Genomic DNA, 25,522 nt, shown 5'->3' on the forward strand with positions numbered 1-25,522 from the left:
GGCCATGACGCCCACGATTCGCGTGGCCGACGAGGCTGGCGCCTGCTATGGCGTCAACAGGGCCCTGGACATGGCGCGCGCCGCGACCCGCGAGGCGCCAGCGCCCATCCACACCCTTGGGCCCCTCATCCATAACCCCAGTGTCGTGGCCCAGCTCGCCGCCGAGGGCGTGGGCGTGGTCGAGGACCCGTCCGACCAGCCGGGGGGTACCCTGCTGCTGCGGTGCCATGGCGTGACGCCGAGCCAGGAGCGCGAGGCGCGCGCCACCCACGAGCTGGTCCTTGACGCCACCTGCCCCTTCGTGGTCAGGGCCCATCAGGCCGCCGAGCGCCTCACGTCCGAGGGCTACCAGGTGATCGTCCTGGGTGAGAAGGGGCACCCCGAGGTCGAGGGCACGCTGGCCCATGCCCCCGACGCCGTCGTGCTCTCCGGCGCGGCCGGCCTCGACGGGATGTCACTCGGGCGCAAGGTGGGCGTGGTGGTGCAGACCACGCAGGCCCGCTCCTGCCTGCGCGACCTCGTGGCCGCCCTCGTGGGGCGCTGCGTTGAGCTGCGCGTCATCGACACCATCTGCGAGGCGACCAGCCTCAGGCAGGAGGCCGCGGCGCGCCTTGCGGGCACGTCCGACGTGATGGTCGTCATAGGCGGGCGCAACTCGGCCAACACGACGCGCCTGGCCCGCATCTGCGCCGAGCGCTGCCCTGCCACCCATCACATCGAGCTGCCGGGCGAGCTGAGGGCGTCCTGGTTCGAGGGGGCGGCGCGCATCGGCGTGACGGCGGGCGCCTCCACCCCCCAGACGCAGATCGACGAGGTCGTACACGCCATCGGCGCGCTGGTGGGTGACGGGCGTGGCGCGTGACGCGAGGCACTGGCTCTTATACACAACTAGGTGGGGTTAAGAGGCAAGGCAGAGCATGGGAGAGGGGCGGGGCGGGGAAGAGGGAGGAACACGGGGGGAGCGGTGGTATTTCGACTACGCCAGCTCACGCCCGCAGGCGGACGGCGCCTGGGTCGCCGCGGTGCAGGAGGGAAGCCCCGCCTGGGAGGCGGGGCTGGAGCCGGGCATGCGCATCGACGGCGTGGGGGGGCGTCCCCTGCGCGACATCATCGACTGGCGCTGGGAGGCCGACGGCCAGGTTGCCGACCTCGTCGTCAGCGTGCCGGGCGAAAAGGGGACCTTCGCCTGCACGCTCGAGCGCGAGCCGGGCCAGGACTGGGGCCTGACGTTCACGGACGTCCTCTTTGACGGCATACGCACCTGCGTGAACGCCTGCCAGTTCTGCTTCATGCGCATGCTGCCCGAGGACGCGCGATCCTCCCTCATGCTCCGCGACGACGACTACCGCCTCTCGTTTCTCCAGGGCAACTTCGTGACCCTGACGAACGTGACGGACGAGGACCTGGAGCGCATCATCCGTTGCCGCCTCGAGCCCATGAACGTGTCCATACACGCCATCACGCCCGCGGTCAGGCGCTCGCTCATAGGCCCGCACGCCCAGCGAGGCATAGACGTTCTCGAGCGGCTCTGCGAGGCGGGTCTCGAGGTTCACGGCCAGATCGTGCTCTGTGCGGGAATCAACGACGGTGACGAGCTCGCGCGGACGCTCGACTGGGTGGAGGCGCGGCCCGCGATCAGCTCGCTGGCCATCGTCCCCATGGGCTACACGCGCTACTCGACGCGCTTCTCGTCCTCGTTCTCCGAGGACGTGGAGGCCTCGCGCCGGGTCGTCGAGCTCCTCGGCCCCTATCAGCGACGCGCCCGCGAGACGCGCGGCATCACGCGCTTTCAGCTCTCCGACGAGTTCTACCTGGACGCTCGCATGGACGTGCCTCCCGCCGAGACCTACGACGGCTACCCTCAGTACTACGACGGCATAGGCATGCTTCGGAGCTTCCTGGACGAGAGCGAGGAGCTGTGCCGTCTGCGCGGCGACGACCTTGCGCTTGTCACGCGGCGCCTGCGGTCGCGGGGCCTCAGGGCGCTGATCGTGTGCGGCGAGGCGGCGCTGGGCGTCAACAGCCGGCTCGTCGAGCTCTGGGACGCCGTCTGCGGAGGTGACTGCCTGGTAGGCGTCCAGGCCATCCGCAACGACTACTACGGGGGCGACGTCAACGTGACGGGGCTCATCGTGTCCAAGGACCTCCTGTCACAGCTTGCCGAGGACCTGTCCGGCACCCTCGTCGTGATACCCCAGATCATGTTCAACTTTGACGACGTCACCTTGGACGGGGACGACAAGGGGCACATCATGGACGAGCTCGCTCGCAGGGGGGCCCATGCGCTCGCCTGCGACACCACCCCCGTCGCCCTCCTCGACGCGCTTGCGGGGACGCTCGGGCTGGCATGATAGACTCTTAGGCACATGAGGACGAATCAGGGGGAGACGCATGCCCAAGCCCAAGGTAGCCATCGTCGGCAGGCCCAACGTGGGAAAGTCGACGCTCGTCAACAGGCTCGCGGTGAGCCGCGAGGCCATCGTCCACGAGTCGCGCGGCGTGACGCGCGACCGCTCGTATCATGACTGCGACTGGAACGGCCGAGAGTTCACCCTCATCGACACCGGCGGCATCGAGTCCGTCAGGAGCAAGGACGCGTTCGCGCCGCGCATCCGCGAGCAGGCGCTGGTCGCCTGCGACGAGGCGGACGTCATCGTCTTCGTGGTCGATGGCAGCGTGGGGGTCACCGACGAGGACGAGGAGGTCGCACGCGTCGTGCGCGGCGCCCGCAAGCCCGTCCTGCTCGTCGTCAACAAGGTCGACGATCCCGCGACGCTGCTCGACAGCTGGAACTACTACTCGCTGGGCGTGGGCGAGCCGCGCCCCATCTCGGCGGGCCACGGCCATGGCACGGGCGACCTGCTCGACGAGGTCGTGGCGATCCTGCCGGAGGGGGACGAGCCGGAGCGTGACGAATCGGTGCTCAACCTTGCCATCATCGGCAGGCCCAACGTGGGAAAGTCGTCGCTCGCCAACCGCCTCGCCAAGACGAATCGCTTCATCGTCGCCGACCTCTCGGGCACCACGCGCGACGCCACCGACGTCATGATCAGCTGGAAGGGGCGCACCATCCGCCTGGTGGACACTGCGGGCATGCGCAAGAAGACCCAGGTCCACGAGGACGTCGAATACTACAGCCTCGTGCGGGCCCTGGCCGCCATGGACGAGGCCGACGTCTGCCTGCTGGTGATCGACTCCACGGTGGGCGTCACCGAACAGGACCAGAAGCTCCTGGGCATGGCCGTGGACCGGGGCTGCGCCGTGGTGATCGTGCTCAACAAGTGGGACCTCGTCGACACGGACGAGCGTCGCGACCACGTCATGGACTCCCTCGCCGCGCGCATGGGCTTTGCCTCCTGGGCGCCTGCGATCAACGCCTCGGCGCTCACGGGCAGGTCCATCGACCGCGTCCTCGCGGCCGCCCTCAAGGCCGACGCCGCCCACGCCATCGAGATCAAGACGAGCCAGCTTAACGCCCTCATCACCAAGATTCGCGAGAGCGGCCATACCGTCACGGACAAGGGCCGTCGCCTCAAGGTTCGCTACGGCACCCAGACCGGGCGCCGCCCGCCCGCCCTCACCTTCTGGTGCAACGCCCCCGACCTGGTGAACGACAATTACGAGCGCTTCCTGGAGAATCGCCTGCGCGAGGCCTTCGACTTGGAGGGTACGCCCCTGCGCCTGCGCTTCAGGAGGAAGGACGAGGCAAAGTGACGGGCTCACTCATCCTGACGACGCTGTCGTGCATGCTGGGCGCCTACCTTCTGTGCGGCATCCCCTTTGGCCTCATCGTGGCAAAGAGGTCCAAGGGGCATGTTGACGTCAGGACCGTCGGCTCGGGCAACATCGGCATGACCAACGTCGCGCGGGCGGCGGGCGCCAAGGCCGCGGCGGCCACCTTCCTCCTTGACATGGGAAAGGGCACCCTCTCGATGGCGGCAAGCCGTCTTGCCCTCGCCCATGCGGCGGGCGTCCCCGCCGGCGAGCTGGGCGCGACCGGTGCGCTCGCGCCACTTGCGGCCCTCGTCTTTCTCGCCTGCGTCTGCGGGCACGTCTTTTCGCCCTACCTGCGACTCAGGGGCGGCAAGGGCATCTCGGTGGGCTTCGGCGCGGGGCTGGTGCTCCTGTGGCCCATGTCGCTGGCCGCGCTCGTCATATTCCTCGCCTGCGTCGTTCCCACGCGCTACGTGTCCCTGGGGTCGGTGGCGGCGGCCGTCACCATGCCGTTCGTTGGCCTGCTGTTGGGCATGAGGCCGTCGGCGGCGCTCGTGGTGGCCCTCGCCTGCGGCGTCGTCGTCTGGCGGCACAAGGACAACATCCTGCGCCTGCGGCAGGGGAGCGAGCGTCGCCTTACGACGCGGGAGGGCGCCGGCGCGCGCGACGAGAGGGAGGGGAAGTGACGTGATCGGAAAGGTGCTGGTCATAGGCACGGGGTCCTGGGGCACCGCCGCGGCGGGGCTCGCCGCCGTCAACTGCGCCCAGGTCGTCCTCTGGGCACGCTCGCTCGAGGTCGCCCGGGGCATCAACGCCACTCGCAAGAATCCCCGTCATCTGCGCTCCTATCTGCTGCCATCCAACGTGACCGCCACGCACGACCGGGCGGAGGCGGCCTGCGGCGCCGAGGCGGTCGTGGTGGCCGTGCCCTCCAACCATCTGCGCTCGGTGCTGAAGGGGTTTACGGGCCTCATTGACGCCGAGGTGCCCGTCGTGGTCCTGACCAAGGGGATCGAGCCCACCTCGCACCTGCTCATGTGCGAGGTCGTCGCGGACGTCCTGGGCGGCGAGGCGCGCGTCTGCGCCCTCTCGGGCCCCAACCATGCCGAGGAGATCAGCCAGGGCATGGTGTCCGCCGCCGTCGTGGGGTCCGCGAGCGACCGGGTCGCCGGCCTCTTTCAGGAGCTCTTCCTCAACCCGCACTTCCGCGTGTATCGCACGGACGACCTCAGGGGCGTCGAGGTCTGCGCGGCCGTCAAGAACGTCATCGCCATAGCCTGCGGCCTCTCCGTGGGCTACGGGATGGGAGACAACGCCACGGCGGTGCTCATGACGCGCGGTCTCGCCGAGATGAGCCGCGTCGTGCATGCCCTGGGCGGCAACGCCATGACCTGCATGGGGCTGGCGGGCATGGGAGACCTCGTCGTCACCTGCTCCTCGGGGCATTCGCGCAACCGGACGTTCGGGGTGTCGCTTGCGCGGGGCGCGACGCTCGAGGGCTTTGAGCGGAGCACGGGGATGGTCGTCGAGGGCGCCCGCGCCGTCATCAGCGTCCGGGAGCTCTCGCGTGAACTTCACATCGAGACGCCCATCACGGCGGCCGTTCACGCTATCCTCTATGAGGGACAAGGCTTCGAGGACGCGGCGCGCACGCTGCTCGCCCGCATACCCGACGAGGAGTTCTACGGACTGCCCACAAACGAATAGGGGAAGCTATGACGAGCGATGACGTACTGGTCGCACCTTCGGTGCTCTCTGCCGACTTCACGCGCCTGCAAGAGGAGCTTGATGACGTCAGGGGGGCCGACCTTCTTCACTTTGACGTCATGGACGGGCACTTCGTGCCCAACCTGTCCTTTGGGGTCGCCATCGCCCAGCAGGTCCGGCGCTCAAGCTCCCTGCCCCTTGACGTCCATCTCATGGTCGAGAACCCCGAGGAGGTCGTTCCCTGGTTCCTTGAGGCCGGCGCCGACGTCGTGACCTTCCACTGGGAGGCTCAGACCCATGCCGAGCGCCTCGTTGACCTCATTCATCGCTCCGGCGTCAAGGCGGGCGTCGCCCTCAACCCCGCCACGCCCGTCTGCTGCCTCGAGAGCATCATCGACGAGCTTGACCTCGTCCTGGTCATGACCGTCAACCCCGGCTTCGGGGGGCAGGGGTTCGTGGAGGGCTGCCACCGCAAGCTGCGACAGCTGACGGGCATGTGCCGCGACCACGGCGTCGAGCCCCTCATCGAGGTTGACGGCGGCATCAAGGCCGCCAACGCCTCCCAGGTGGTGCGCGATGGCGCGCGCGTCCTCGTCGCGGGGTCGGCCGTGTTTTCGGGCGACCGCGCCCGCAACGTCGAGGACATCCGTCGCGAGGCCCGTCGGGGCCTGCAAAGGAGCGTCTAGCGTGTCCGCGCCCGACCCCAAGACGTGCGACGACCCCAGGCGCCTCGTCTACCTTGACTACGCCGCCTCCGCACCGATCAGGCCCGAGGCCCTCGATGCCGAGCGCGCCTACGAGGCCTCCGAGATCGCCGGGGTCAACCCCAACTCCCTCCACACGCTGGGACGTCGCGCGGCCCGCGCCCTCGACGGCGCCCGACGTGACCTCGTCAGGGCCCTGGGGGGCGGGTTCAGGCCCCAGGATTTCATCCTCACCTCGGGCGGCACCGAGTCAAACAACCTCGCCCTGTACGGCCTGGCCCTTGGTGCGCGCGGTCGGGATCGCTCACGCCGGCGTGTGGTCATCTCGGCCATCGAACATGACTCCGAGCTGGACGTGGCGCCGTCCCTGCGCGACGCGGGCCTCGAGGTCACGCTCGTGCGGCCCGGCGCGGACGGGTCGGTCTCGTAAGGTAATAATATTACATAGACAACTTGAATTACATATTTTAATTTTCTTACGTGCTTGCCATGCTTAAACGTTTTTATGTCTTTAATTTTTGAATGCTTCGGCGACCACCCAGATCTACACTCTTTCCCCCCACGACGCGGGTGCCCTCATGCACGTCGACGCCTCACAGGCCTTCGGCCGCATACCCCTCGCGCTGGACGACGTGGACGCCGTGACCCTCGCGGCGCACAAGATCGGCGGCCCCGTGGGCGTGGGCGCCCTGGTCGTGAGGAGCCGCTGCCCGCTGCGGCCCCTCACCTTCGGCGGGGGGCAGGAGGCGGGCAGGCGGCCGGGCACCCAGGACGTTCGGGGCGCCCTGGCCTTCGCCGCCGCGGCGCGGGCCGTCTGCGCGCGCCTCGACGACACGCGCGTCGTCGTCTCGTCTCGCGCGCAGAGGCTCTATGACCGCCTGTGCGCCGAAGGGACGGGCATCGTCCCCACGACGACGGCCCAGATGGGCCCCGACCGCCTTCCCGGCATCGTTTCGGTCATGACGGGCCGCCTCGACTCCGAGACGCTCGTGCTCAAGCTTGACGAGCGGGGCTTCGAGGTCTCGGCGGGCTCGGCCTGCTCCTCGGGCTCGCTCGACGCGAGTCACGTATTGTTGGCCATGGGCATACCGCGCGAGCTGGCCCTGGGTGCGCTGCGCATCTCGTTTGACGAGCGCGTGAGCCCCCAGGACCTCGACCGCCTCGCCGACTGCCTGCTTGGCATCGTCGCAGACGCACGCTAGGCGTGCGCCTCACCCAAGGGAGGGACATGAACGATTACGAGGCGCTCCTTTCGTTGCAGGACATCGACCTCAGGCTCATCCGCATCAGCCGCCAGCTCAAGGCCATGCCTCAGGAGCGGAAGATTCAGATGAACGGGCGTTCGCGCAAGCGTCTTGCCAGCGAGCTCTCGAAGATCGTGGGGCTGCGCAAGGACGCGCAGATGGAGCTCGACGAGGCCGACGAGGCCCGCGCCCATCTGGTGGACGTCCAGGCCGAGGTCCGCGAGCGCGCGCTCGCGGAGACTGACCATCGTCAGATCCTGAGCTTCGAGGAGCAGCTCTCCTCGCTTGCCAAGAAGATGGAGAAGAGCGACCACGGGCGCCCTGCCAGGCTTGAGGCCCTTCGCAAGCTCGAGCGGGCCGAGTCGAACACGCACGCGCTGCTCGAGCGTCTTGACGAGCAGAAGCGCGCCCTCGAGGCGTCGCTGAAAGACGAGTCGGCCGACCTGATGGGCGAGGCCAAGGAGCTCGCCGAGCGGCGCCGGGCGCTGTCGCGCGTCGTGGGCCCTGAGGTCATGGGTCGCTACGAGGCCGCGCTCAAGCGCTTCGGCGGCCTCGCCGTCGAGCGCCTTGACGGGGCGATGCCCAGCGTCTGCAGGGTGTCGCTCAGACCGAGCCAGGTCGCGGCCCTCGTCAGGGGCCCCGCCATCGCCGAGTGCCCCTACTGCCACCGCATGCTCGTGACGACGCCTGCGACGGGAGAGGGAAGATGATGAGCGAGACGAGCACGGCGGCGGAGCGTCCGGCCTCGCGCGCGCCCCACGTGCTGCTCGCCGTGAGCGGCGGCATCGCTGCCTACAAGGCCTGCGAGCTGCTTCGCATGCTCCAGAAGGCGGGCTGCGACGTGCGGGTGGTCATGAGCGAGGACGCCGTGCGCTTCGTCGGCGTCGCCACCTTCCAGGCCCTGAGCGGACACCCCGTCGTCACGAGCCTCTTTGGCGACGCGTCCGACCCCATCCCGCACATCTCCCTGTCCGACTACGCCGACCTGTGCGTGGTGGCGCCCGCCACGGCCAACGTGATGGCAAAGATGGCGGCCGGCGTCGCGGATGACGCGCTCACCACGACGCTGCTTGCCGTGCGCTGCCCGGTCCTGATGGCGCCCGCCATGAACGTCCACATGTGGCACCACCCCGCCACCCAGGCAAACCTCAAGACGCTCCTGGGCCGCGGCGTGCAGGTCGTCGATCCCGCCAGCGGCCTGTTGGCCTGCGGCGAGACGGGGCAGGGCAAGCTCGCGGCCGTCGAGGACATCGCCGCCGCCGCCCTGGCGCTCGTGAGCCGTTTTGCCGCGGGCGCCCTGGCGGGCCGTCGGGTCGTCGTCAACGCCGGGCCCACGCATGAGGCCATCGACGCGGTGCGCTTCATCGCAAACTCCTCCACGGGCAAGATGGGCTATGCGATCGCCCGCGAGGCCGCCCTTCAGGGGGCCCAGGTCACGCTCGTCTCGGGCCCCTGCGCCCTGCCTGCGCCCGCCGGCGTGCGCAGGGTCAACGTGGTCTCGGCGGCTCAGATGCTGACGGCCACGTGCGAGGCCTTCGACGCCGCCGACGCCGCCGTCTGCGCCGCCGCGGTGGCCGACTACACCCCCGCCCGCCCGGCCGACCACAAGCTCAAAAAGGGTCGTGAGCCGCTGCGCGCGGTGGAGCTGAGGCAGACCGAGGACATCCTGGCGACGCTTGCCGAGCGCAAGGGCTCGCGCGTGGTCATCGGCTTTGCCGCCGAGACGGACGACCTCATCGCGAACGCCCGAGACAAGCTCGCTCGAAAGGGGGCCGACCTGATCGTGGCCAACGACGTCTCGCGCCCCGACTCGACGTTTGGCTCCGACACCAGTCGCGTCGCCCTCGTCGGGGCAGACGGTGTGGAGCAGCTGGACACGCTCCCGCTCGCGGACGTCGCCCGTGCCGTCGTCGGCAGGCTGGCGCGGCTCCTGGGGACGAGGGGGCGCCTGACGTGACGCGGCTGAGCCTGGGCTGTCACGTGTCCTGCGCCCGAGGCTACGAGGCCATGGGTACGGTCGCCCTCTCGCTGGGGGCGACGACCTTCGCCTTCTTCACGCGCAACCCTCGCGGCGGTGCCGCCAAGCCCCCCGCCCCTGACGACGTCCGTGCCCTGCGCACGCTTCTGGACAAGGAGGGCTTCGGGCGTCTCGTCGCCCATGCGCCCTACACCTACAACCTCTGCTCCGCCAGGCCCGACGTCGTGGACTTTGCCCGGCGGGCCATGCGCGAGGACCTCGCGCGCCTCGAGGCCCTGCCCGGCGGCTACTACAACCTGCATCCGGGCAGTCACGTAAGACAGGGTTCCGACCGAGGCATCGAGCGCATCGTCGAGGGTCTCAACGAGGTCCTCGTGCCGGGACAGCGCTCGACGGTGCTGCTCGAGACCATGGCGGGTAAGGGCACCGAGGTGGGGCGTAGCTTCGAGGAGCTCGCGCGCATCCTGGACGGCGTGCGATACCCCGAGCTCGTGGGCGTGTGCCTTGACAGCTGCCACGTGCACGACGCCGGCTACGACATCGCAGACGACCTTGACGGCGTGCTTGACGAGTTTGATCGCGTCATAGGCCTTGACCGTCTCAAGGCCCTGCACCTTAACGACTCAAAGAACCCCCGCGGGGCGCGCAAGGACCGCCACGAGCGCATCGGCGCCGGGCATCTGGGCCTGGCGTGCTTTGGCCGCATCGTCACGAACGAGCGGCTCGCGCGCCTGCCCATGATCCTGGAGACCCCTAACGACCTCGAGGGGTACCGCCGCGAGATCGCCCTCCTGCGCTCCCTCGCCGCCGAGGGGACGTCCGAGGGCAGCGCGCCGGAGCGACGAGGGACGAAGGAGGGGAACGCGTAGGTGGGCATCCTCATCGGACTGGAGAAGGTCTTCCACGAGTGGCCGGGCAAGAAGGTGCTCGAGGGCGTGACCATCGGCGTCAACGAGGGCGACCGCATCGGCATCGTGGGCAAAAACGGCGACGGCAAGTCCACCCTGCTTGACGTCATCGCGCGCGCCACGCGGCCCGACGCCGGCACGGTCACCTATCGCAACGGCATCAGGCTGGGCTTCCTGGGGCAGACGGACGCCCTGAACGACGATGACGAGGCCCTCTTTGCCATCGTGGGCGACGTGCCGGAGTATGAGTGGGCCTCCGACGCCCGGGTCAGGTCCATCATGGAGGCGCTCGTCGCGGACGTCGGGCGGCACCAGAGGGTGGGGGCGCTCTCGGGCGGTCAACGGCGTCGCGTGGACCTCGCCCGCGTCCTCATGGGCGACTGGGACGTCCTCGTCATGGACGAGCCCACCAACCACCTGGATGTCCAGGCCATCACCTGGCTGGCGGGCCACCTGCGGACGCGCTGGGCAGACGGCGCGGGGGCGCTCATGGTGGTCACGCACGACCGCTGGTTCCTCGACGAGGTCTGCGAGCACATGTGGGAGGTCCATGACGGCGTCATCGACCCCTTCGAGGGCGGGTACTCGGCGTACGTCCAGCAGCGGGTGGAGCGTCAGAGACAGGCCGCCGTCATGGAGGAGCGTCGGCAGAACGTCCTGCGCAAGGAGCTCAACTGGCTCGCCCACGGCGCCAAGGCGCGCAGCTCCAAGCCGAAGTTCAGGGTGGACGCCGCGCGCGCCCTCGTCATGGGCGACCCGCCCCTGCGCAACCAGGTCGAGCTCAGGCGCCTTGCCGTTGGCCGTCTGGGAAAGCAGGTCATCGAGATGAGGGACGTCCGGGCCGGCTACGGCGACGAGGTGGTCCTCGAGGACGTCAGCTGGCTCATCGGCCCCGGCGAGCGCATCGGCATCCTGGGCGAGAACGGGGCGGGAAAGTCCACGCTGCTCAAGCTCATGACCGGCAGGCTCCTGCCTGATCGCGGCTACGTGAAGGTCGGCAAGTCGGTGCGCTTCGGCATCCTCTCTCAGGACCTCGACTTCATGCACGAGCGGGACGACTGGCGCCTGAGCGAGCTCGTGGCCAGCTACAAGCGCTTCGTGCGCATCGACGGCAAGGACACGAGCGCCGATCAGCTGCTGGAGCGCCTGGGCTTTGGGCGGCGCGAGTGGCCAACCCGCATTTGCGACCTCTCGGGCGGGCAGCTGAGACGCCTTGCCATCATGTGCGTGCTGCTCGAGGAGCCCAACGTGCTCGTGCTGGACGAGCCCGGCAATGACCTTGACACCGACATGCTGGCCGTCCTCGAGGACCTCCTTGACGGCTGGCCCGGCACCCTTCTGCTCGTGACGCACGACCGCTACCTCATGGAGCGCGTCACGGACGACCAGTATGCCCTCATGGGGGGAGGGGTGCGCCATGTCCCGGGCGGCGTTGACGAGTACCTTGCCCTGCTGGGGGAGCAGGGCGCCCAGGACCGCGAGTCCTTTCGGCCGTGCCCCGAGCGCGCGCAACGGCCCAAGGCGGGTCTTGGCAACGTCGAGCGCCGCGAGCTCAAGAAGCGCCAGGGCGCCGTCTCGCGACGCCTCGAGAGGCTCCGGGACGCGCTCGACGAGCTGCGCGGGCGCATGGCCGCCACTTCCGCGACCGACTACGAGGCCCTGATGGCGCTGCAGGCCGAGCTTGACGCCACGTCGGGCGAGATCGCGGGCCTGGAGGACGAGTGGCTCGAGCTCGCGGAGCGGCTGGACATCGACTAGGGGCGGAGGATGGCGTGAGGGAGCTGCTGAGGCGTTTCGTGTTCTCGAGCTACCGCGGCCGCGTCGTGGTCGGGGTTCTCTGCAAGGTCGTCGAGGTCGTCTTTGACCTCATGACGCCGCTCGTCGTGGCGCGCATGATCGACGAGGGGGTCAGGGGGCGTGACGGAGGCCTCGTGCTGCGCCTGGGCGCCCTCCTCGTGCTCTTTGCCCTGATCGGCTACGGATTCACCCTGGTCTGCCAGAAGATGGCGGCCCTCGTGTCCCAGGGGACGGGCACCGACCTGCGCGCCGCCCTCTATCGCAAGGTCAACGAGCTGTCCTCGGCCGACGTCGACCGCCTTGGCATACCCTCGCTGGTGACGCGCGTCACCAGCGACGTCAATCAGGTGCAGGTGACGGTGGCGCTCGGGGTGCGGCAGCTCATCCGCTGGCCCCTTCTGGCCCTGGGCTCCATGGTGGCCGCCCTCGTGATCGACCTCAGGCTGGGGTTGGTGTTTCTCGTCTGCACCCCGGCCATAGGCGTGGTCTTCTGGTGGGTCACGAGCCGGTCGGTCCCCCTCTTTCGCGCCGTGCAGACCAAGCTGGACAGCATCGCCCGCATCACGCGCGAGTCGCTCGCCGGCGTGCGCGTCATCCGCGCGTTTGGCCAGGACGGGCGCGAGGAGGCCCGGATGGCCCGCGCCGCCGCCGCCCAGGCGTCCACGGCGATCGCCGTGGGGCGCCTCTCGTCGCTGCTCAACCCGGCCACCCTTCTCGTCATGAACCTTGGCGTCGTGGCCATTCTCTGGTCGGGCGCCTTGCGCGTGGACGCCGGACAGCTCACCCAGGGACAGGTCATGGCCTTCGTGAACTACATGGCGCAGACGCTCGTCTCCGTGGCCTACGTGGCCAACCTGGTCGTGACCTTCACGCGCGGCGCGGCTTCGGCCGGCCGCGTCATGGAGGTCCTTGACTGCGAGGTGACCCTCGATGACGCCGGCAACGCCGAGGTCGTCGCAGTCACTGATGCGCCGGCGGCATGCGCCCTGGAGCTTGAGGGGGTCTCCTTCACCTACGAGGGCGCCCCCGCGCCCGCGCTGAGCGACGTCTCCCTGCGCCTGAGGGCGGGCGGCACGCTCGGCGTCATCGGTGGCACCGGCTCGGGCAAGACCACGCTCGTCTCGCTGCTCCCGCGCCTCTATGACGTCAGCGCCGGGGAGCTGCGCGTCTTTGGGACCGACGTGCGCGACTATCCCTTCGGCCAGCTGCGGTCCCTCGTCTCGATCGTCCCCCAGAAGGCCTCCCTCGTCTCGGGCACCATTCGCAGCAACCTCGTCTGGCGCGACCCGACCGCTGACGACGAGGAGCTCTGGGCGGCGCTCGAGCTGTCCCAGGCGGCCGACTTCGTGAGGGCGAAGCCCGACGGCCTTGACGCGCGGGTCGAGACGGGCGGCAGGAACTTCTCCGGCGGTCAGCGGCAGCGGCTCACGATCGCCCGCGCCCTCGTGGGCGCCCCTCGCGTGCTGGTGCTCGATGACGCGGCCTCGGCCCTGGACTTTGCCACCGACGCGCGCCTTCGCGCGGCCCTGGCCGGCCTGAAAGATCGTACGACCTGCGTCATCGTGTCACAGCGAGTGTCGGCGGTCATGGGAGCCGACCAGATCCTCGTCCTCGACCACGGACGCCCGGCGGGTCTGGGCCCGCATCGCGAGCTTGTGGCGAGCTGCCCGCTCTATCGCGAGATCTGCCTCTCGCAGCTCAGACCCGAGGAGGTGGGCGCCTGATGGCCAACCCGTACGCCGCCGGCGGCTCCGGCGCCGCCATGCTCGCGAACGTCCGGGGCGACCTGGGCGGGGGACCTGACGCCACGCTGGACGGGGAGGGGGGCGGCGGCTACCCCGTGACGGTCGTGGCGCGCCGACTTTTTGCCTACGCGCGTCCCCACCTCGCCGCGCTCACGGGCGCCTTCGTCGCCTCGACGGCCTCGGTGCTCCTGCAGCTCTACGTCCCCATTCTCGTGGGCCGCTCCATCGACTGCCTCGTCGGCGCCGGCAGGTCCGACCTGGCTGGACTCGCGCCCGTCCTGCGCGAGCTCGCCCTCGTCGTCATTCTTGCCGCCGCCTTCCAGTGGCTTGCCGGCTACTGCACGAGCCGCCTGAGCTATCTGACGGTCCTCGACCTCAGGGTGGACGCCTTCGCAAAGCTGCGTCGCCTGCCGCTCTCCTTCATGGACGCGCATGCCCATGGCGACCTGCTGCAGCGGGTGGCCACCGACGTTGACCTCGTGGGGGACGGCCTCCTCCAGGGGCTGACCCAGCTTTTTGGCGGCATCGTCACGATCGTGGGCACCCTCTGCTTCATGTTCTCGCTCTCCGTGCCGGTTGGGCTGGTCGTCATGGTGGTCACGCCCCTCTCGATCGTGGTGGCCGGCGCCATCGCGCGCCGCTCGGCGTCGAGCTTTGCCGCGCAGCAGCAGACTCAGGGACAGCTCGGCGCCTACGTCGAGGAGATGGTCACAAACCAGAAGCTCGTCCTGGCCTTTGCCCGCGCCTCTGCCTGCGAGCGGGAGTTTGGCGCCATCAACGCTCGCCTGTACGAGGCGGGCCAGCGCGCCCAGTTCGTGAGCTCGCTCTCGAACCCCTCCACGAGGCTCGTGAACAACGTCACCTACGCCATCGTGGCCGTGGTGGGCGTGAGCTGCGTGATCGTGGGATGGCCCAGCGTGCTCACCGTGGGACAGGTTCAGAGCTTTCTCTCGTACGCCAACCAGTACATGCGCCCCTTCAACGAGGTCTCCGCCGTCGTGACCCAGGTCCAGTCCGCCTTTGCGAGCGCACGTCGCGTGTTTGCCCTGCTTGACGCCGCCGAGCTGTCCGCTGACCCCGTGCCGGGCGCGCGCGTCGCGCATCCTCGGGGCGCCATAGACGTCGACCACGTGGATTTTTCCTATGTGCCCTCCCGTCCCCTCCTGCGCGACGTGTGCCTCCATGCCGAGCCCGGCAGCCGCATCGCGCTCGTTGGCCCCACCGGCTGCGGCAAGACGACCCTCATCAATCTCCTTTTGCGCTTCTACGAGGTCGACGCGGGCAGCATCAAGGTGGACGGCATCGACGTGAGGGACATGACGCGCGCGCACCTGCGCTCCCTCTTTGGGATGGTGCTCCAGGAGACCTGGCTCTTTGAGGGAAGCGTGCGCGACAACATCGCCTACGGCCGACCGGACGCCAGCCCCGCGGAGGTCGAGGATGCCGCCCGCAGGGCCCATGCGCACAAGTTCATCATGCAGCTTCCCCAAGCGTACGACACCCTGCTGGGCGAGGACGGCGGCTCGCTGTCACAGGGGCAGCGGCAGCTGCTCTGCATTGCTCGCGTGATGCTCGCCGACCCCGTCATCCTCCTTCTTGACGAGGCCACGAGCTCCATCGACACCCGTACCGAGCTTCAGGTGCAGGACGCCTTCGACACGATGATGGAGGGGCGCACCTCGCTGGTCGTGGCCCATCGCCTCTCGACCGTCCGCGCCGCCGACGTGATCCTGGTCATGAGAGACGGGCGGATCGTGGAGCAAGGGACGCACGAGGAGCTGCTCGGGGCGGAGGGCTTCTATGCCCACCTGTACGAGAGCCAGTTTGAGGGCGTTCGCTAGGCACGACGCGGGCGGGGGGTCGCGGACCCAAGTTCATGCCGACCGCCGCCCTGACAGTTGACATACGAAGAGGGGAGCAACCATGCAGATCACGAGGACGAGGACGGCCCTGCTGGTCATCGACGCCATCGAGGCGTCGGACGCGGTCTATGAGCCCGACCGAGCGACGGCGGCGTATCGCGCGGGCGTCGCGCGAGTGGTGGACGCCTGTCACGAGGCCGGCGTGCCGGTGCTCTTCTGCAACGACGCGCATCTGCCGGGGCTGGACCAGGAGCTGAGGCTGTGGGGAGACCACGGCATCGCGGGCAGGACGCGCATCTTTCCCGAGATCGATCGCAGGGAGGGGGACCGCATCGTTCCCAAGCGGCGCTACTCGGCCTTCTTTGGCACTGACCTTGATCTGACCCTGCGGGAGCTGGGCGTGACCTGCGTCATCGCGGTGGGGGCTGACACCAACATCTGCGTGCTCCATACCCTCGCCGACGCCTACTTCCTCGCCTATGACTCCATCGTGGTCGAGGACGCCACGCTCACCTTTCTCTGCGGCACGCAGGAAGGGGCGATCGAGCACTGCGTGAAGTGCTACGGGAGCCAGGTCGTGACCGTCGCCGAGCTCGTCGGCGCACTCGGCGAGCACACGACTGCCTGACGGCCGCGCCTGTCGGGCCGGAGCCTAGGTCGTGATCTTTGACATGGTCGTTCCGTGCGTGTCCAGCGTCAGCTGGAAGCGATTGCGGTCGGCGCGCAGGATGATGACCGAGGCCTCGAAGGGTCGCCCGTGCGCGTCGAAGGTCGTGCGCAGCGTGCGCAGGGCGGCCATTCCGGGCGACAGCTCCAGGACGGAGGCCTCGCGGGCGTCAAGGTTGATGGCCTCGTAGACCTCGACCGCCCGCGCGGGCATGCGGCCCGACGCCTCGGCGATGAGGGTGTAGAGCGACGACTCCAGGGCCTTCTCGTCGATCTTGGGACAGACGGCGACGGGGACGTAGGCGACGACGTACTGCAGGGGCTTGCCGTCGGCGTAGCGAACGCGGCGAATCTCCCAGACCTCCGTCCCGTCAGGCACGTCCAGCCGTCTGGAGATGCCGGCCCTTGCCTTGACGCGCCCGAGGCGCAGCACCTTTGAGCTGGGAACCTTGCCGAGCGCGGATATCTCGGCCGTAAAGTTGAAGGACGTCTCGAGCGTGTGGGACTGGCGCTGGTAGACGACGAAGGTGCCCCGTCCCCGCTTGCGAATCACGTGCCCCTCCCTCACCAGGTCCGCGAAGCAGCGTCTGACGGTGCCGCGCGAGAGTCCGAGCGCGCGGGCGATGCTCTCCTCAGTGGGAAGCGGCGTCGTCTCGTTGAGCGCGCGCGTGGCGACGACCTGCAGGATGCGCTCCTTGAGCTGCTGATAGAGGGGTTTGGCGAGGCTTGGGTCAAGCGGCTCGGCAGCCAGAGCGGTAAGGGGGTCCATGGGAGCTCCTTAGGATACCTATTAGTATATAAAGTACTGTACATAATAGCGTATTTCTCGTTCAGGCGCCGCGGCGGCGTCCGCCGTCGTACAGTACAGATGGCCGCCTGCTCGGCGGCAGACAGACGCCGTCAGGGCCTTAGGCCCGGACCATAGGATTGCCCTTGCGGGGGCAGAAAGGGGAGCACCATGAAGCCGACGAAGAAGGCAGCCGAGATGACCGTCCGCGAGCTCGCCCGCTACATCGACCAGTCAGTCCTCAAGCCCGAGTTCACCGTCGACGACATCAAGCGCTACTCCCAGGAGGGCATCGACTTCGGCTGCGCCACCATCTGCATCAACCCCTCGAGCCTGCCCATCGTCGCGCCCATGGTGGAGGGCACCGACACGGGCCTCTGCGTCGTCTGCGACTTCCCCTTCGGCCTCTCCACGACCGAGTCAAAGGTCAGGCAGGCCGAGACCTACTGCTCCCAGTACACGATCGAGGACCTCGACATCGTCGCCAACTACGGGCGCCTGCGCTCCGGCGACCTGGACTACGTCACCGCCGACATCAGGGCCGTCGTCGAGGCCTGCCACAAGCACGGCACGAAGGTGAAGGTCATCATCGAGACCGACGCCCTCACCCTGGAGCAGGTCGCCGCCGGCACCCGCTGCGCCGTGGCCGCCGGCGCCGACTTCATCAAGTCGTCCACCGGCTTCTTCACCGGCGGCGAGCAGCGCGGGGCAACGACCGAGGTCATCCGGGCCATGATGGACGCCGGCGAGGGCAAGATCGCCGTCAAGGGCTCCGGCTGCATCCGCACCCGCGAGCACTTCCTCGAGCTCATCGACATGGGCATCGACCGCATGGGCGTGGGCTTCCGCTCCACCCCCGTCGTGCTCGACTGCACCGTCGAGGACGCCAGGAAGCTCGGCTAGGTTCCATACCGCCAGGACGACGGGTCCCGCCCATCCTTGCTGGCCGTTTCGTTCGAGGGGAGTATTCCATGGCTGAGGAGCTGAGGGAGAGATCAGGAGAGAGAGCACAGGATCCTGTGACGGTGCATGTGGTTTCCGACTCCCTGGGGACCACCGCGACCGCCCTTGTTAAGGCGGCGGCTGTGCAATTTGCCGTGGGAACGGTGAGCGTGAGCTGCCTCTCCCATGTGAGCAATGTGGCACAGGTAGAGGAGTATCTCTCTCGCTTTGCACCAGAGGGACACGGCACCGCGCTCTTTCACACCATCCTCGACCCTCAACTGCGCGAGGAGATTCGCCACACGCTCGAGGACCGGAACATTTCCTCGGTGGACCTCCTGGGGCCGACAGTGGGCATGATCTCCCGTCTTACGGGGGTGGACCCGCTCAACATCCCCGGGCTCGTGGTCGATCGCGACGTGGACATCGTGTGCCACGTGGACGCCCGCGAGCTGTAGGGGAGGGCATCGTGGCACGTCAGGGGTGAGAGGAAATTTCTTCTTGCCACCGGCGGTGTTGAGTGTTAGATTATGTATTCGCGCACCAGCACGGTGGGCAACGGCGGGTGGTGGCGCAGCTTGGTAGCGCACTTGACTGGGGGTCAAGGGGTCGCTGGTTCGAATCCAGTCCACCCGACCAGAAAACAGCAGGTGGGACGGGGTAAAACCCGTCCCACTTTTTGTTTGAAGAGGGTTACAAACCACTAAGAGCCACTAAGCCCTAGCGCAAATTGACATAAATGCATAAAAATATGCATCCGTTCCGCTTTCCTACTAATTGCCACTGTCTACAGTTGCCAACTTAGTTTTCTCTTATATGATTAACTCACTATGAAGTCAATCGTATGCTATGTGACATAGATTTTCTACCGTAGAGAGAAGAGTAGGAGACGACATGCGCAAGATAATCAAGGGGAGGCTTTACGACACAGACACGGCGGTGCCGCTCACCGAGACCATCGCGTCGGGAGGCATCGACAACGTTTCGCGATGCGAGGAGAGGCTCTACCGCAAGCGGACCGGCGAATTCTTCCTGTGCGGATGGAGCGGGCCTTTGGGGCGCTACTCGAAGCCATGCGGCGAGAGCGGCTTTGGCAGCATGCAGGGAAGCGGGATCATCCCCCTCTCGCAGGAGGCCGCGCGCGAGTGGGGCGAGTACAACCTCGACACGGAGGACTACAAAAAGATTTGGGGCACCCCGCCGGAGGACGAGACGCGTCAGATAGGTGTGCAGGTGAGCGAGGCCACCTACCGCGCCATAAAGCGCGAGGCCGCCGACCTCGGCATTACGATGGGCGCCGTCGTGGACCGTCTCGCGGAGGCACTCCCGTTCGCCGACTAGGAGTGGCCGCCCGACGCGCTCGTAGGAGCAAACCCCGCCTCGGCGGGGCATTTTTTGTCGCTTTTTACCCTTTGCCTCATGGCTTGCCGCTTACCGCCAGAAGAACTAGTGTTCTCTAACTGTAATGCCATCCGAGAACCCCGTTAGAAAATTAGGATTGGAGTTGGTTACGTTGGCAATTGCTACGAGATTTTCGGCACTTGGAGTTCTAAGCCCGCGCTCCCAGTTAGACACGGTTTGCTTATCGACCCCGATACCTTCGCCTAGCTCAACCTGGCTGATGTGCGCCGTAGTGCGAGCAATGCGAATACGGTTACCTATCAATCTCTTGATTTCAGAAACTTCCATCTGGAACTCCTTGCTAGGGTGGTAGGCCGTTATTTATATTGTAGATAAAAAACAGTTGATATAGTAGAACGAAAGGCCTATATTGTTCTTGTCTCTTAGTAGGTCGTTTACCTACTAAGAGACAAAAACCGCCTACCAGTGAGGGGAGCACACCATGAGTGGCATCGAGACAAGGGCATATGCAGACGACGACAGCATCAGGATCTATTACCTTAAGGACGGGGAGACGGTCTGGGCTAGCCGGTACACGAGCCTTGAGGACGCCACCTATGTAGCGCAAGACTTCATCGGCCTTGCCACTCAGTGCATGGACCCCATCGAGGAGGGCTGGCCCGGTGAGCAGCTTGACGAAGCCGCCGAGCTTGGCACCCCCATCACCACCTAACTGCACGACGCCAGGACTGTCGACACCGACTGCATCAGGCCCGAGAAGGCGACCACGGCATACGAGAAGGCCTTCGCGAGGGCGATTTACGAGACCGCAAAACGGAAACGGGGGCGGGGCTGCCTCGACCCCCACATGACTGGAGGCATATGGAGGGCGGCAGGGCGAGGCGCGGCGGGGAGAGCTTCGAGCGCCAGAAGAGGGAGCGCCCGAAGGCGGAGTTTCGCGCCTTGCGCGAGACGATCGGCATGACGCAGGGGTTCCTCGCAAGCGCCCTCATGGTGGGCGACAGGAGCGTGCGCAGGTGGGAGGGGCCGGACGACAGGTACTACCCGCCAGACGACGCCTGGGACCTCGTTGACGCCGCGCTCAGGCGGCAGAGGCGCGTCGTGGCACTCGCCCTCGCGAGGGTGGACGAGACGGCGAGGGAGCGGGGAGGCTACCCCGACGTGGTCACGCTCACGTACTGGTCAAGCGACGAGCAGTACGTGGCGGGCAGCCGCGTTTCCGACGGCGGAGACTGGCGCATGGCGAACGCGAACAGCCGCCTGATAGCCTTCGCGCTCAGTCGTCGCGGCGTCCGCGTCGCGTGGTCGGACGGCCCCACGGCGCCCGGTCAGGAGCGCATCGAGGCATAAGAAAAGCCCGCGCGCCAAAAGACGCGGGGGCATCTCTCACGGTCTACTTTGTCGATACGCTCAGCTCGATGCTGGCGAGCTTGGCCGCGACGGCGTCAGAGACCGCCTTGGCCACGGCTTCTGGGTCGGCGCCCCTCGTCGCCGCAAGGGTCTTCACGGCCTCGGTAAGCACGGCCACCTCGATCACGAGCCTGCCGCAGTAGGTGTCTATGTAGCGTATGCGCTCGGCCAAGCCCGCGCCGCTCGTCTCAACAAGGCGAAAGTCTGCCTGCATGAGGCGCCCACCGGCCTCAACCACCATCTCGGCGCACCCGCTCAAGAAGACGAAAAACAACAAGAAACTTTGTCTTTAGATCTACGAAAGCCATATCATCATATTTACTTGATAATAGAAGATGTTCTGCCAATTCAGCGTTGAAGCATGGAAAAGTCCAGCCAAGGCTGTCTTTTTTGCTATCAAAACGCATGTGGAATCCTAAAGATCAATGGCGTTAAAAGCTAAACACGGACCTTTAGTGTGTGTAGATAAGATCGAGGTCTGGAAACACTTTTTTCTTTGCAGAAAGCCTGGTAGCAAGAGGTCAGATAGGCACTGGAAGCATCATAAGGTGCAGGATGAAGGGTGGTCCATCTGTGGGGCGTAGCCGCGGGTAGGTTGTTATTCTCTGTGTAGGAGATGCACGAGGTCTTGAGACTCAGACTTCGTCCGTATCGATCAGAAGGCAATCTGCCCTGTCCAGGCTTTCATGCCACCCTTTGCTCAGAGGCTCATCGGTGATTATCCCCGTCGCTTCCGTGAAGTCGCAGAGATGGACAAAGGACGTGTTATCGAACTTGGAATGGTCTGCGACAAAGTAGGTATGCTGCGAATGTTCGAGAACAATCCTTCTGACATCATTCCAACGGTCGGTGGAATCTGTGATGCCGCTGTTCAGGGATAGGGATCGGCAAGAGAGAAATGAAGTGTCGACGTAATAGCGCGCTATGGTCAGTTTTGCTATAGGTCCGTAAAAGGCCTTCTCCGTTGGGGAATAGTTGCCACCGATGCCAATGAGCTTGATGTTCGAACACTTTGCAAGCATGTTCAGAATCATCAGGTTGTTGGTCAGGACCGTAATTCGCATGTCCTGCAGAACCTTCGCTATATAGAAGCAGGTCGTCGAGTTATCCAGGAAAATGGTGTCCCCGTTACTGACAAAACGTAGACAGCGCGCAGCGATGATTTTTTTGCTGTGGCGGTAGGCGGTCGTTCGGATATTGACATCTACAAGATTGTCAACACCTGTCTGGACATATGCTCCTCCATAGGAACGCCTGAGAGTCCCTTTGGATTCGAGGTCCTTGAGATCTCTCCGGATGGTTTCGTCCGTCACCGAAAAGATCTGGGCAAGTTCCGTTACAGAAGCGCTCTTCTTTTCGCGAACGATCTCTGCAATTTTCTGACGTCTGACCGCACCAATCATTGTCCACCAGTCCGAGGGCATAGAGAATCACGTTAAGACACTAATTATTACTCTTTTTGCTTGTTCTTGTACGTCTTTTTATGAAAACCCGTTCACCGAAAAATCAACAATATATGACACAAATCAAAAAGAATCTCACATAAACAAAAAAGAAACGTGTAATATCAGGCAATGTACTATGTGTTCTTGTTGATAGATGTTGATTTTGAGAGGTGGTGAATTCAATGAAACAGATATTCATGTCTGAAAAGGAGGCTCGTCAGGCAATTGTCGAAGTAGGAAGGCGCATGTATGGTCATGGCTATGTCGTCACTAACGACGGTAACATTTCCGTCCGGACTTCTCGATCGGAGATAGTTGTTACGCCGACTGGTGTTTCCAAGGGATTCATGACGCCAGAGATGATGGTGAAGATGAATCTAGATGGCGAAGTGCTTGATGCAAAGGACACAAAGCCTTCCAGCGAAGTGAAAATGCATCTGCGTGTCTACGCAGAAGACGACAATGTGACGGCGGTTGTCCATGCGCACCCCATCTACGCGACGTCCTATGCAATTGCGGGCATTCCGCTGGATGAACCGATTTTGTCTGAAGCGATGCTCCAAATAGGAGCTGTGCCTATTGCAAAATATGCGAAGCCCGGAACATATGATGTTCCGGATGGCATCGCGGCGTTCGTGAAGGGCTATGGGGCAGTACTTCTCTCGAACCATGGCGCCCTGACATGGGGGACGACGCTCGGTGAAGCATTTTCCCGCATGGAGGTGCTCGAGAACTATGCACATATCAGCTTTGTTGTAGGCCTGCTCGGTGGTGGACGAGGTCTTGATGCGGAACAGGTAGCCGGGCTGGCCGGAATCCGGAAAGAGATGGGTCTTGCGGCGATTTCCATGCCCGTGGGTCGGCAAGAAAAGGAAAACGGAGAAGACCTGATTCCGTAAACGTCACGGATTCTGCAGGTGCGCGCAACGAATGTGGTGAGGGGTATTTCGAAATGCTGTTGAGGAAAGAACTTGTCTATGTCAATCTCAAAGCTTTGTCAAGAGAGGACTTACTTCGAAAGCTTGCAGGTGAATTTCTGAAAGAGGGGTTGGTCAAGCCGTCTTTTCCCCAGGCGATCCTTGACAGGGAGGCAGTTTATCCCACAGGACTTCCTGCTGTTGCGTTTGATATAGCCATTCCTCATTGTGCAGCTTCGAATGTCAACGAAACGTCTATGGCGGTTGCTACCCTGGAACATCCTGTGGAATTCCAGCAGATGGGGTCAGCAGATATAACGCTGCATCCTGAAGTCGTTTTCATGCTTGCCATCCAGGATCCCGGCAAGCAGTTGGAGATGCTCCAAAAGATCATGGGAATCATACAGGATCGCGGGCTGCTCGAAAAGATTCGCAGCTCGAAGAATGCCGATGAGCTGTATGGTTTGCTGTCGCCAAAGGTCAATTAAGGTCAGGCTGTCGGAAGGACCGGCAAAAGCGAGAAAGGAAGCAATCATGCTCAAGAAAGTAAAGTTCCTGTCAGTGTGCGGTTCAGGTGTGGTGACCTCCCACATGATGGCCAATAAAATCGTCGACATGCTCTCTGATGAGGGCTATGACGCAGAAGCTGACGAATGCAACCCCTCCGAGCTCGATGGATATCTGATGCGCGGAAACTATGATTTCATTGCCAATTCGAGCCCCATTGGCGACGCGCATGGAGTGCCTGCATTCTCCGCAATGGGCCTCATCACGGGACTGGGAGACGAGGAGTTTTTGAAGCAGGTGCTTAATCTTCTTCAGAAAAAAGACAAGTAAGTGCTTTTGCTCGGGCAGCAAGCTTGGATATAACAGAAAGGGAAAGAATGGACGCATTCCTCAATGCCTTGAATCTGTTCTTCACGACATTCAAGGCTGCCGTTTTTGTTCCTGTATTCATTTTCATCATTGCCCTTGCCATGGGCGTAAAACCCAAGAAGGCCTTCTTCTCTGCGCTGTCAGCTGGTGTAGGCCTTGAGGGCTTTTCGCTCGTTATCGGCACGTATAGCCCGATTCTCCAGCCTATCGTCGACAACATGATCAATTCGGTTGGTATCAATCTTCCTGTCGTTGATCTTGGCTGGCAGACTACTTCCATCATTGCCTATTCCTATCAGGTTGGCATGATCTACATTGCAGTTGCAATTGCCCTGCAGGTCATTCTCTATCTTGCAAAATTCACGACCATTTTCCAGGCAGGAGACCTCTGGAACAACTACTCGTACTTTGCATGGGGTTCCTGCCTGTTTGTACTCACGGGTAATTTCTGGCTTGCAATGGCATGCATGATCGTACAGCAGCTCTACACGCTGCTCTGCACCGAAATAATCGCTAAGCGTTGGTCTACCTACTACGGTTATCCCAACTGCTCCATTGCGTCTCTTCACACTGCAACCTGTGGCATTATCGCGGTTCCCCTAAATCTTCTTCTTGATAAGCTCGGCCTCTACAAGACCAATGCTGATCCCCAGACCCTTCGCCAGAAGCTCGGCTTCATCGGCGAGCCTATGACCCTTGGTCTATTCCTTGGGCTTCTGATTGGCGTCATTGGCGACTTCAATAAGTTGGGAGAGCTTGCTACTTGGGGAGAGATTACGACTTGCGGCATCGCCACGGCAGCTGTTATGGCAGTGTTTCCGAAAGTATCCGGCATCTTTGCCGGATCTTTCTCGGCCATTACCGAAGCCGGCAAGAAGAAGATGAAGAAGGCCGGAGCCAGCAATCGTGAGTGGTATCTTGCCGTCAACGATGCTACGGGCTACGGCGAGGCCGCAACGCTAATCACCGGCATCTTGCTTATGCCGGTTACGCTGCTTGTCGCATTCATCCTGCCGGGCAACCTCACGCTTCCAATGCTCGATCTCGTTGCTATTCCGTATATCATCCAGCCTTTCGTTGCCTGCTCCAACGGAAACATTGTCAAGTCGTTCATCGGTGGCTTGGTTTTTATGATTATCGACCTGTACTGCTGCTCGTTGACAGGCGCTGCATTCACGCAGGTGGCAATCTCTACCGGCATTGATATTGGCTCCTACGGCATGATTACCTCCCTTGTCATCCTTGGACAGCCAGTCGGAGCCATCATCTTCCTGGCATTTCTTAGCCAGAACCCCATTATTATTGCGATCGTGATTGCCATCTACGCCGTTTGCTACATTCTCGTTCACAAGAACATGGCATCCATCCATGAATTTATCGAGAACTCTGCAGTGAACCACCAGATTGGTGCTCCAACAGCGACGGTCGAATAGCGGTTTTCCGACGTTATCAAAGAAG

29 protein-coding genes and 1 tRNA gene are annotated in these 25,522 nt (G+C 64.5%); 25 read left to right on the forward strand and 5 right to left on the reverse strand.

Annotated elements, in window-relative coordinates; all coding sequences use genetic code 11:
- Window positions 1-4: 4 nt before the first annotated feature.
- From ispH to BN3001_RS03280, 15 genes are all read left to right on the forward strand, one after another.
- Window positions 5-862, forward strand: coding sequence for a 4-hydroxy-3-methylbut-2-enyl diphosphate reductase (ispH, locus tag BN3001_RS03210; protein ID WP_058270358.1), 858 nt, complete (start codon window positions 5-7; stop codon window positions 860-862).
- Between the two features lie 55 nt (window positions 863-917).
- Window positions 918-2,351: a DUF512 domain-containing protein gene (locus BN3001_RS03215; RefSeq protein ID WP_058270359.1), complete on the forward strand. Its 1,434-nt coding sequence runs from the start codon at window positions 918-920 to the stop codon at window positions 2,349-2,351.
- A gap of 40 nt (window positions 2,352-2,391) precedes the next feature.
- Entirely contained in the window at window positions 2,392-3,714 is a 1,323-nt protein-coding gene (gene der, locus BN3001_RS03220) for a ribosome biogenesis GTPase Der (RefSeq protein WP_058270360.1), read from the forward strand.
- Window positions 3,711-4,400, forward strand: coding sequence for a glycerol-3-phosphate acyltransferase (locus tag BN3001_RS03225; RefSeq protein ID WP_235815027.1), 690 nt, complete (start codon window positions 3,711-3,713; stop codon window positions 4,398-4,400). The genes der and BN3001_RS03225 overlap by 4 nt, the downstream gene beginning before the upstream one ends.
- Window position 4,401: 1 nt before the next feature.
- Window positions 4,402-5,421 carry an NAD(P)H-dependent glycerol-3-phosphate dehydrogenase gene (locus BN3001_RS03230; RefSeq protein WP_082629947.1) on the forward strand — a complete coding sequence of 340 codons (1,020 nt, stop codon included), beginning with the start codon at window positions 4,402-4,404 and terminating at the stop codon, window positions 5,419-5,421.
- A gap of 8 nt (window positions 5,422-5,429) precedes the next feature.
- Complete coding sequence (gene rpe / locus BN3001_RS03235) at window positions 5,430-6,107, forward strand: ribulose-phosphate 3-epimerase (RefSeq protein ID WP_058270361.1); 678 nt, start codon at window positions 5,430-5,432, stop codon at window positions 6,105-6,107.
- A gap of 1 nt (window position 6,108) precedes the next feature.
- Window positions 6,109-6,555: an aminotransferase class V-fold PLP-dependent enzyme gene (locus BN3001_RS08620; RefSeq protein WP_058270362.1), complete on the forward strand. Its 447-nt coding sequence runs from the start codon at window positions 6,109-6,111 to the stop codon at window positions 6,553-6,555.
- Window positions 6,556-6,703: 148 nt separating this feature from the next.
- Entirely contained in the window at window positions 6,704-7,327 is a 624-nt protein-coding gene (locus tag BN3001_RS08625) for an aminotransferase class V-fold PLP-dependent enzyme (protein ID WP_082629949.1), read from the forward strand.
- A gap of 26 nt (window positions 7,328-7,353) precedes the next feature.
- A complete protein-coding gene (locus tag BN3001_RS03250) occupies window positions 7,354-8,079 on the forward strand; it encodes a zinc ribbon domain-containing protein (protein ID WP_058270363.1) in 726 nt (241 codons plus the stop codon).
- Window positions 8,076-9,326 carry a bifunctional phosphopantothenoylcysteine decarboxylase/phosphopantothenate--cysteine ligase CoaBC gene (gene coaBC / locus BN3001_RS03255; protein ID WP_058270364.1) on the forward strand — a complete coding sequence of 417 codons (1,251 nt, stop codon included), beginning with the start codon at window positions 8,076-8,078 and terminating at the stop codon, window positions 9,324-9,326. The genes BN3001_RS03250 and coaBC overlap by 4 nt, the downstream gene beginning before the upstream one ends.
- 50 nt (window positions 9,327-9,376) lie before the next feature.
- Window positions 9,377-10,216, forward strand: a complete 840-nt coding sequence (locus tag BN3001_RS03260) for a deoxyribonuclease IV (protein WP_058270547.1) — start codon at window positions 9,377-9,379, stop codon at window positions 10,214-10,216.
- Window positions 10,217-12,013 carry an ABC-F family ATP-binding cassette domain-containing protein gene (locus tag BN3001_RS03265; protein WP_058270365.1) on the forward strand — a complete coding sequence of 599 codons (1,797 nt, stop codon included), beginning with the start codon at window positions 10,217-10,219 and terminating at the stop codon, window positions 12,011-12,013.
- A 14-nt stretch (window positions 12,014-12,027) separates the two neighbouring features.
- Window positions 12,028-13,776 carry an ABC transporter ATP-binding protein gene (locus BN3001_RS03270; RefSeq protein ID WP_058270366.1) on the forward strand — a complete coding sequence of 583 codons (1,749 nt, stop codon included), beginning with the start codon at window positions 12,028-12,030 and terminating at the stop codon, window positions 13,774-13,776.
- On the forward strand, window positions 13,776-15,638 hold the full coding sequence (locus BN3001_RS03275; RefSeq protein WP_058270367.1) for an ABC transporter ATP-binding protein: 1,863 nt from the start codon (window positions 13,776-13,778) through the stop codon (window positions 15,636-15,638). The genes BN3001_RS03270 and BN3001_RS03275 overlap by 1 nt, the downstream gene beginning before the upstream one ends.
- Before the next feature lie 82 nt (window positions 15,639-15,720).
- Complete coding sequence (locus tag BN3001_RS03280; RefSeq protein WP_058270368.1) at window positions 15,721-16,287, forward strand: cysteine hydrolase family protein; 567 nt, start codon at window positions 15,721-15,723, stop codon at window positions 16,285-16,287.
- Window positions 16,288-16,311: 24 nt separating this feature from the next.
- Here the strand turns inward: BN3001_RS03280 and BN3001_RS03285 are convergent, their stop codons facing one another.
- Window positions 16,312-17,094, reverse strand: a complete 783-nt coding sequence (locus tag BN3001_RS03285; RefSeq protein ID WP_058270369.1) for a GntR family transcriptional regulator — start codon at window positions 17,092-17,094, stop codon at window positions 16,312-16,314.
- Between the two features lie 189 nt (window positions 17,095-17,283).
- On the opposite strand from BN3001_RS03285, the gene deoC reads away from it, so the two are divergent.
- The 4 genes from deoC (at window position 17,284) to BN3001_RS03305 (ending at window position 19,395) form a co-directional block, all read left to right on the forward strand.
- On the forward strand, window positions 17,284-18,015 hold the full coding sequence (deoC, locus tag BN3001_RS03290; protein ID WP_058270370.1) for a deoxyribose-phosphate aldolase: 732 nt from the start codon (window positions 17,284-17,286) through the stop codon (window positions 18,013-18,015).
- Between the two features lie 68 nt (window positions 18,016-18,083).
- Complete coding sequence (locus BN3001_RS03295) at window positions 18,084-18,512, forward strand: kinase/pyrophosphorylase (RefSeq protein WP_058270371.1); 429 nt, start codon at window positions 18,084-18,086, stop codon at window positions 18,510-18,512.
- 104 nt (window positions 18,513-18,616) lie between these two features.
- Window positions 18,617-18,693: transfer RNA gene (locus tag BN3001_RS03300), tRNA-Pro, on the forward strand.
- Window positions 18,694-18,948: 255 nt separating this feature from the next.
- On the forward strand, window positions 18,949-19,395 hold the full coding sequence (locus BN3001_RS03305; protein WP_058270372.1) for a hypothetical protein: 447 nt from the start codon (window positions 18,949-18,951) through the stop codon (window positions 19,393-19,395).
- Between the two features lie 105 nt (window positions 19,396-19,500).
- On the opposite strand, the gene BN3001_RS08120 is transcribed toward BN3001_RS03305, so the two are convergent.
- Window positions 19,501-19,743, reverse strand: coding sequence for a helix-turn-helix domain-containing protein (locus BN3001_RS08120; protein ID WP_082629951.1), 243 nt, complete (start codon window positions 19,741-19,743; stop codon window positions 19,501-19,503).
- Window positions 19,744-19,897: 154 nt separating this feature from the next.
- Between BN3001_RS08120 and BN3001_RS03310 the strand changes: the two genes are divergently transcribed.
- Both BN3001_RS03310 and BN3001_RS03315 read left to right on the forward strand, forming a co-directional pair.
- Window positions 19,898-20,128: a hypothetical protein gene (locus tag BN3001_RS03310; protein WP_058270373.1), complete on the forward strand. Its 231-nt coding sequence runs from the start codon at window positions 19,898-19,900 to the stop codon at window positions 20,126-20,128.
- Between the two features lie 149 nt (window positions 20,129-20,277).
- Window positions 20,278-20,766 (forward strand): helix-turn-helix domain-containing protein, encoded by a 489-nt coding sequence (locus BN3001_RS03315; RefSeq protein ID WP_058270374.1) that lies wholly within the window; start codon window positions 20,278-20,280, stop codon window positions 20,764-20,766.
- A 43-nt stretch (window positions 20,767-20,809) separates the two neighbouring features.
- On the opposite strand, the gene BN3001_RS03320 is transcribed toward BN3001_RS03315, so the two are convergent.
- The 3 genes from BN3001_RS03320 to BN3001_RS03325 form a co-directional block, all read right to left on the reverse strand.
- On the reverse strand, window positions 20,810-21,040 hold the full coding sequence (locus BN3001_RS03320; RefSeq protein ID WP_148362935.1) for a hypothetical protein: 231 nt from the start codon (window positions 21,038-21,040) through the stop codon (window positions 20,810-20,812).
- A 16-nt stretch (window positions 21,041-21,056) separates the two neighbouring features.
- Window positions 21,057-21,233 (reverse strand): hypothetical protein, encoded by a 177-nt coding sequence (locus tag BN3001_RS08325; protein WP_156410033.1) that lies wholly within the window; start codon window positions 21,231-21,233, stop codon window positions 21,057-21,059.
- 228 nt (window positions 21,234-21,461) lie between these two features.
- The gene (locus BN3001_RS03325; RefSeq protein WP_058270548.1) at window positions 21,462-22,229 is read right to left on the reverse strand and encodes a DeoR/GlpR family DNA-binding transcription regulator; all 768 of its coding nucleotides are present in this window, start codon (window positions 22,227-22,229) and stop codon (window positions 21,462-21,464) included.
- Window positions 22,230-22,453: 224 nt separating this feature from the next.
- On the opposite strand from BN3001_RS03325, the gene BN3001_RS03330 reads away from it, so the two are divergent.
- Genes BN3001_RS03330 through BN3001_RS03345 form a run of 4 tightly spaced genes read left to right on the forward strand, consistent with a single transcriptional unit; the run spans window position 22,454 to window position 25,497 of the window.
- Window positions 22,454-23,170, forward strand: a complete 717-nt coding sequence (locus tag BN3001_RS03330; protein WP_082629952.1) for a class II aldolase/adducin family protein — start codon at window positions 22,454-22,456, stop codon at window positions 23,168-23,170.
- A 53-nt stretch (window positions 23,171-23,223) separates the two neighbouring features.
- On the forward strand, window positions 23,224-23,676 hold the full coding sequence (locus BN3001_RS03335) for a PTS sugar transporter subunit IIA (RefSeq protein WP_082629953.1): 453 nt from the start codon (window positions 23,224-23,226) through the stop codon (window positions 23,674-23,676).
- A 46-nt stretch (window positions 23,677-23,722) separates the two neighbouring features.
- Window positions 23,723-24,025 (forward strand): PTS sugar transporter subunit IIB, encoded by a 303-nt coding sequence (locus tag BN3001_RS03340; RefSeq protein ID WP_058270377.1) that lies wholly within the window; start codon window positions 23,723-23,725, stop codon window positions 24,023-24,025.
- Between the two features lie 47 nt (window positions 24,026-24,072).
- Entirely contained in the window at window positions 24,073-25,497 is a 1,425-nt protein-coding gene (locus tag BN3001_RS03345) for a PTS transporter subunit IIC (protein WP_058270378.1), read from the forward strand.
- The last annotated feature ends 25 nt before the right edge of the window (window positions 25,498-25,522 follow it).

Origin of the sequence: Olsenella massiliensis (assembly GCF_001457795.1) — a bacterium.
GTDB lineage: Bacteria > Actinomycetota > Coriobacteriia > Coriobacteriales > Atopobiaceae > Olsenella_F > Olsenella_F massiliensis.

Coding starts and splice junctions, on each gene's coding strand:
- BN3001_RS03260 (WP_058270547.1), top strand. CDS start 9,377: ATGGGTACGGTCGCCCTCTCGCTGGGGGCGACGACCTTCGCCTTCTTC.
- rpe (WP_058270361.1), top strand. CDS start 5,430: ATGACGAGCGATGACGTACTGGTCGCACCTTCGGTGCTCTCTGCCGAC.
- BN3001_RS08625 (WP_082629949.1), top strand. CDS start 6,704: ATGCACGTCGACGCCTCACAGGCCTTCGGCCGCATACCCCTCGCGCTG.
- BN3001_RS03335 (WP_082629953.1), top strand. CDS start 23,224: ATGCTGTTGAGGAAAGAACTTGTCTATGTCAATCTCAAAGCTTTGTCA.
- der (WP_058270360.1), top strand. CDS start 2,392: ATGCCCAAGCCCAAGGTAGCCATCGTCGGCAGGCCCAACGTGGGAAAG.
- BN3001_RS03330 (WP_082629952.1), top strand. CDS start 22,454: ATGAAACAGATATTCATGTCTGAAAAGGAGGCTCGTCAGGCAATTGTC.
- BN3001_RS03320 (WP_148362935.1), bottom strand. CDS start 21,040: ATGCAGGCAGACTTTCGCCTTGTTGAGACGAGCGGCGCGGGCTTGGCC.
- BN3001_RS03285 (WP_058270369.1), bottom strand. CDS start 17,094: ATGGACCCCCTTACCGCTCTGGCTGCCGAGCCGCTTGACCCAAGCCTC.
- BN3001_RS08120 (WP_082629951.1), bottom strand. CDS start 19,743: ATGGAAGTTTCTGAAATCAAGAGATTGATAGGTAACCGTATTCGCATT.
- ispH (WP_058270358.1), top strand. CDS start 5: ATGACGCCCACGATTCGCGTGGCCGACGAGGCTGGCGCCTGCTATGGC.
- BN3001_RS03275 (WP_058270367.1), top strand. CDS start 13,776: ATGGCCAACCCGTACGCCGCCGGCGGCTCCGGCGCCGCCATGCTCGCG.
- BN3001_RS03305 (WP_058270372.1), top strand. CDS start 18,949: ATGCGCAAGATAATCAAGGGGAGGCTTTACGACACAGACACGGCGGTG.
- BN3001_RS03280 (WP_058270368.1), top strand. CDS start 15,721: ATGCAGATCACGAGGACGAGGACGGCCCTGCTGGTCATCGACGCCATC.
- BN3001_RS03215 (WP_058270359.1), top strand. CDS start 918: ATGGGAGAGGGGCGGGGCGGGGAAGAGGGAGGAACACGGGGGGAGCGG.
- BN3001_RS03345 (WP_058270378.1), top strand. CDS start 24,073: ATGGACGCATTCCTCAATGCCTTGAATCTGTTCTTCACGACATTCAAG.
- deoC (WP_058270370.1), top strand. CDS start 17,284: ATGAAGCCGACGAAGAAGGCAGCCGAGATGACCGTCCGCGAGCTCGCC.
- BN3001_RS03295 (WP_058270371.1), top strand. CDS start 18,084: ATGGCTGAGGAGCTGAGGGAGAGATCAGGAGAGAGAGCACAGGATCCT.
- BN3001_RS03325 (WP_058270548.1), bottom strand. CDS start 22,229: ATGATTGGTGCGGTCAGACGTCAGAAAATTGCAGAGATCGTTCGCGAA.
- BN3001_RS08325 (WP_156410033.1), bottom strand. CDS start 21,233: ATGCGTTTTGATAGCAAAAAAGACAGCCTTGGCTGGACTTTTCCATGC.
- BN3001_RS03315 (WP_058270374.1), top strand. CDS start 20,278: ATGGAGGGCGGCAGGGCGAGGCGCGGCGGGGAGAGCTTCGAGCGCCAG.
- BN3001_RS03250 (WP_058270363.1), top strand. CDS start 7,354: ATGAACGATTACGAGGCGCTCCTTTCGTTGCAGGACATCGACCTCAGG.
- coaBC (WP_058270364.1), top strand. CDS start 8,076: ATGATGAGCGAGACGAGCACGGCGGCGGAGCGTCCGGCCTCGCGCGCG.
- BN3001_RS03310 (WP_058270373.1), top strand. CDS start 19,898: ATGAGTGGCATCGAGACAAGGGCATATGCAGACGACGACAGCATCAGG.
- BN3001_RS03340 (WP_058270377.1), top strand. CDS start 23,723: ATGCTCAAGAAAGTAAAGTTCCTGTCAGTGTGCGGTTCAGGTGTGGTG.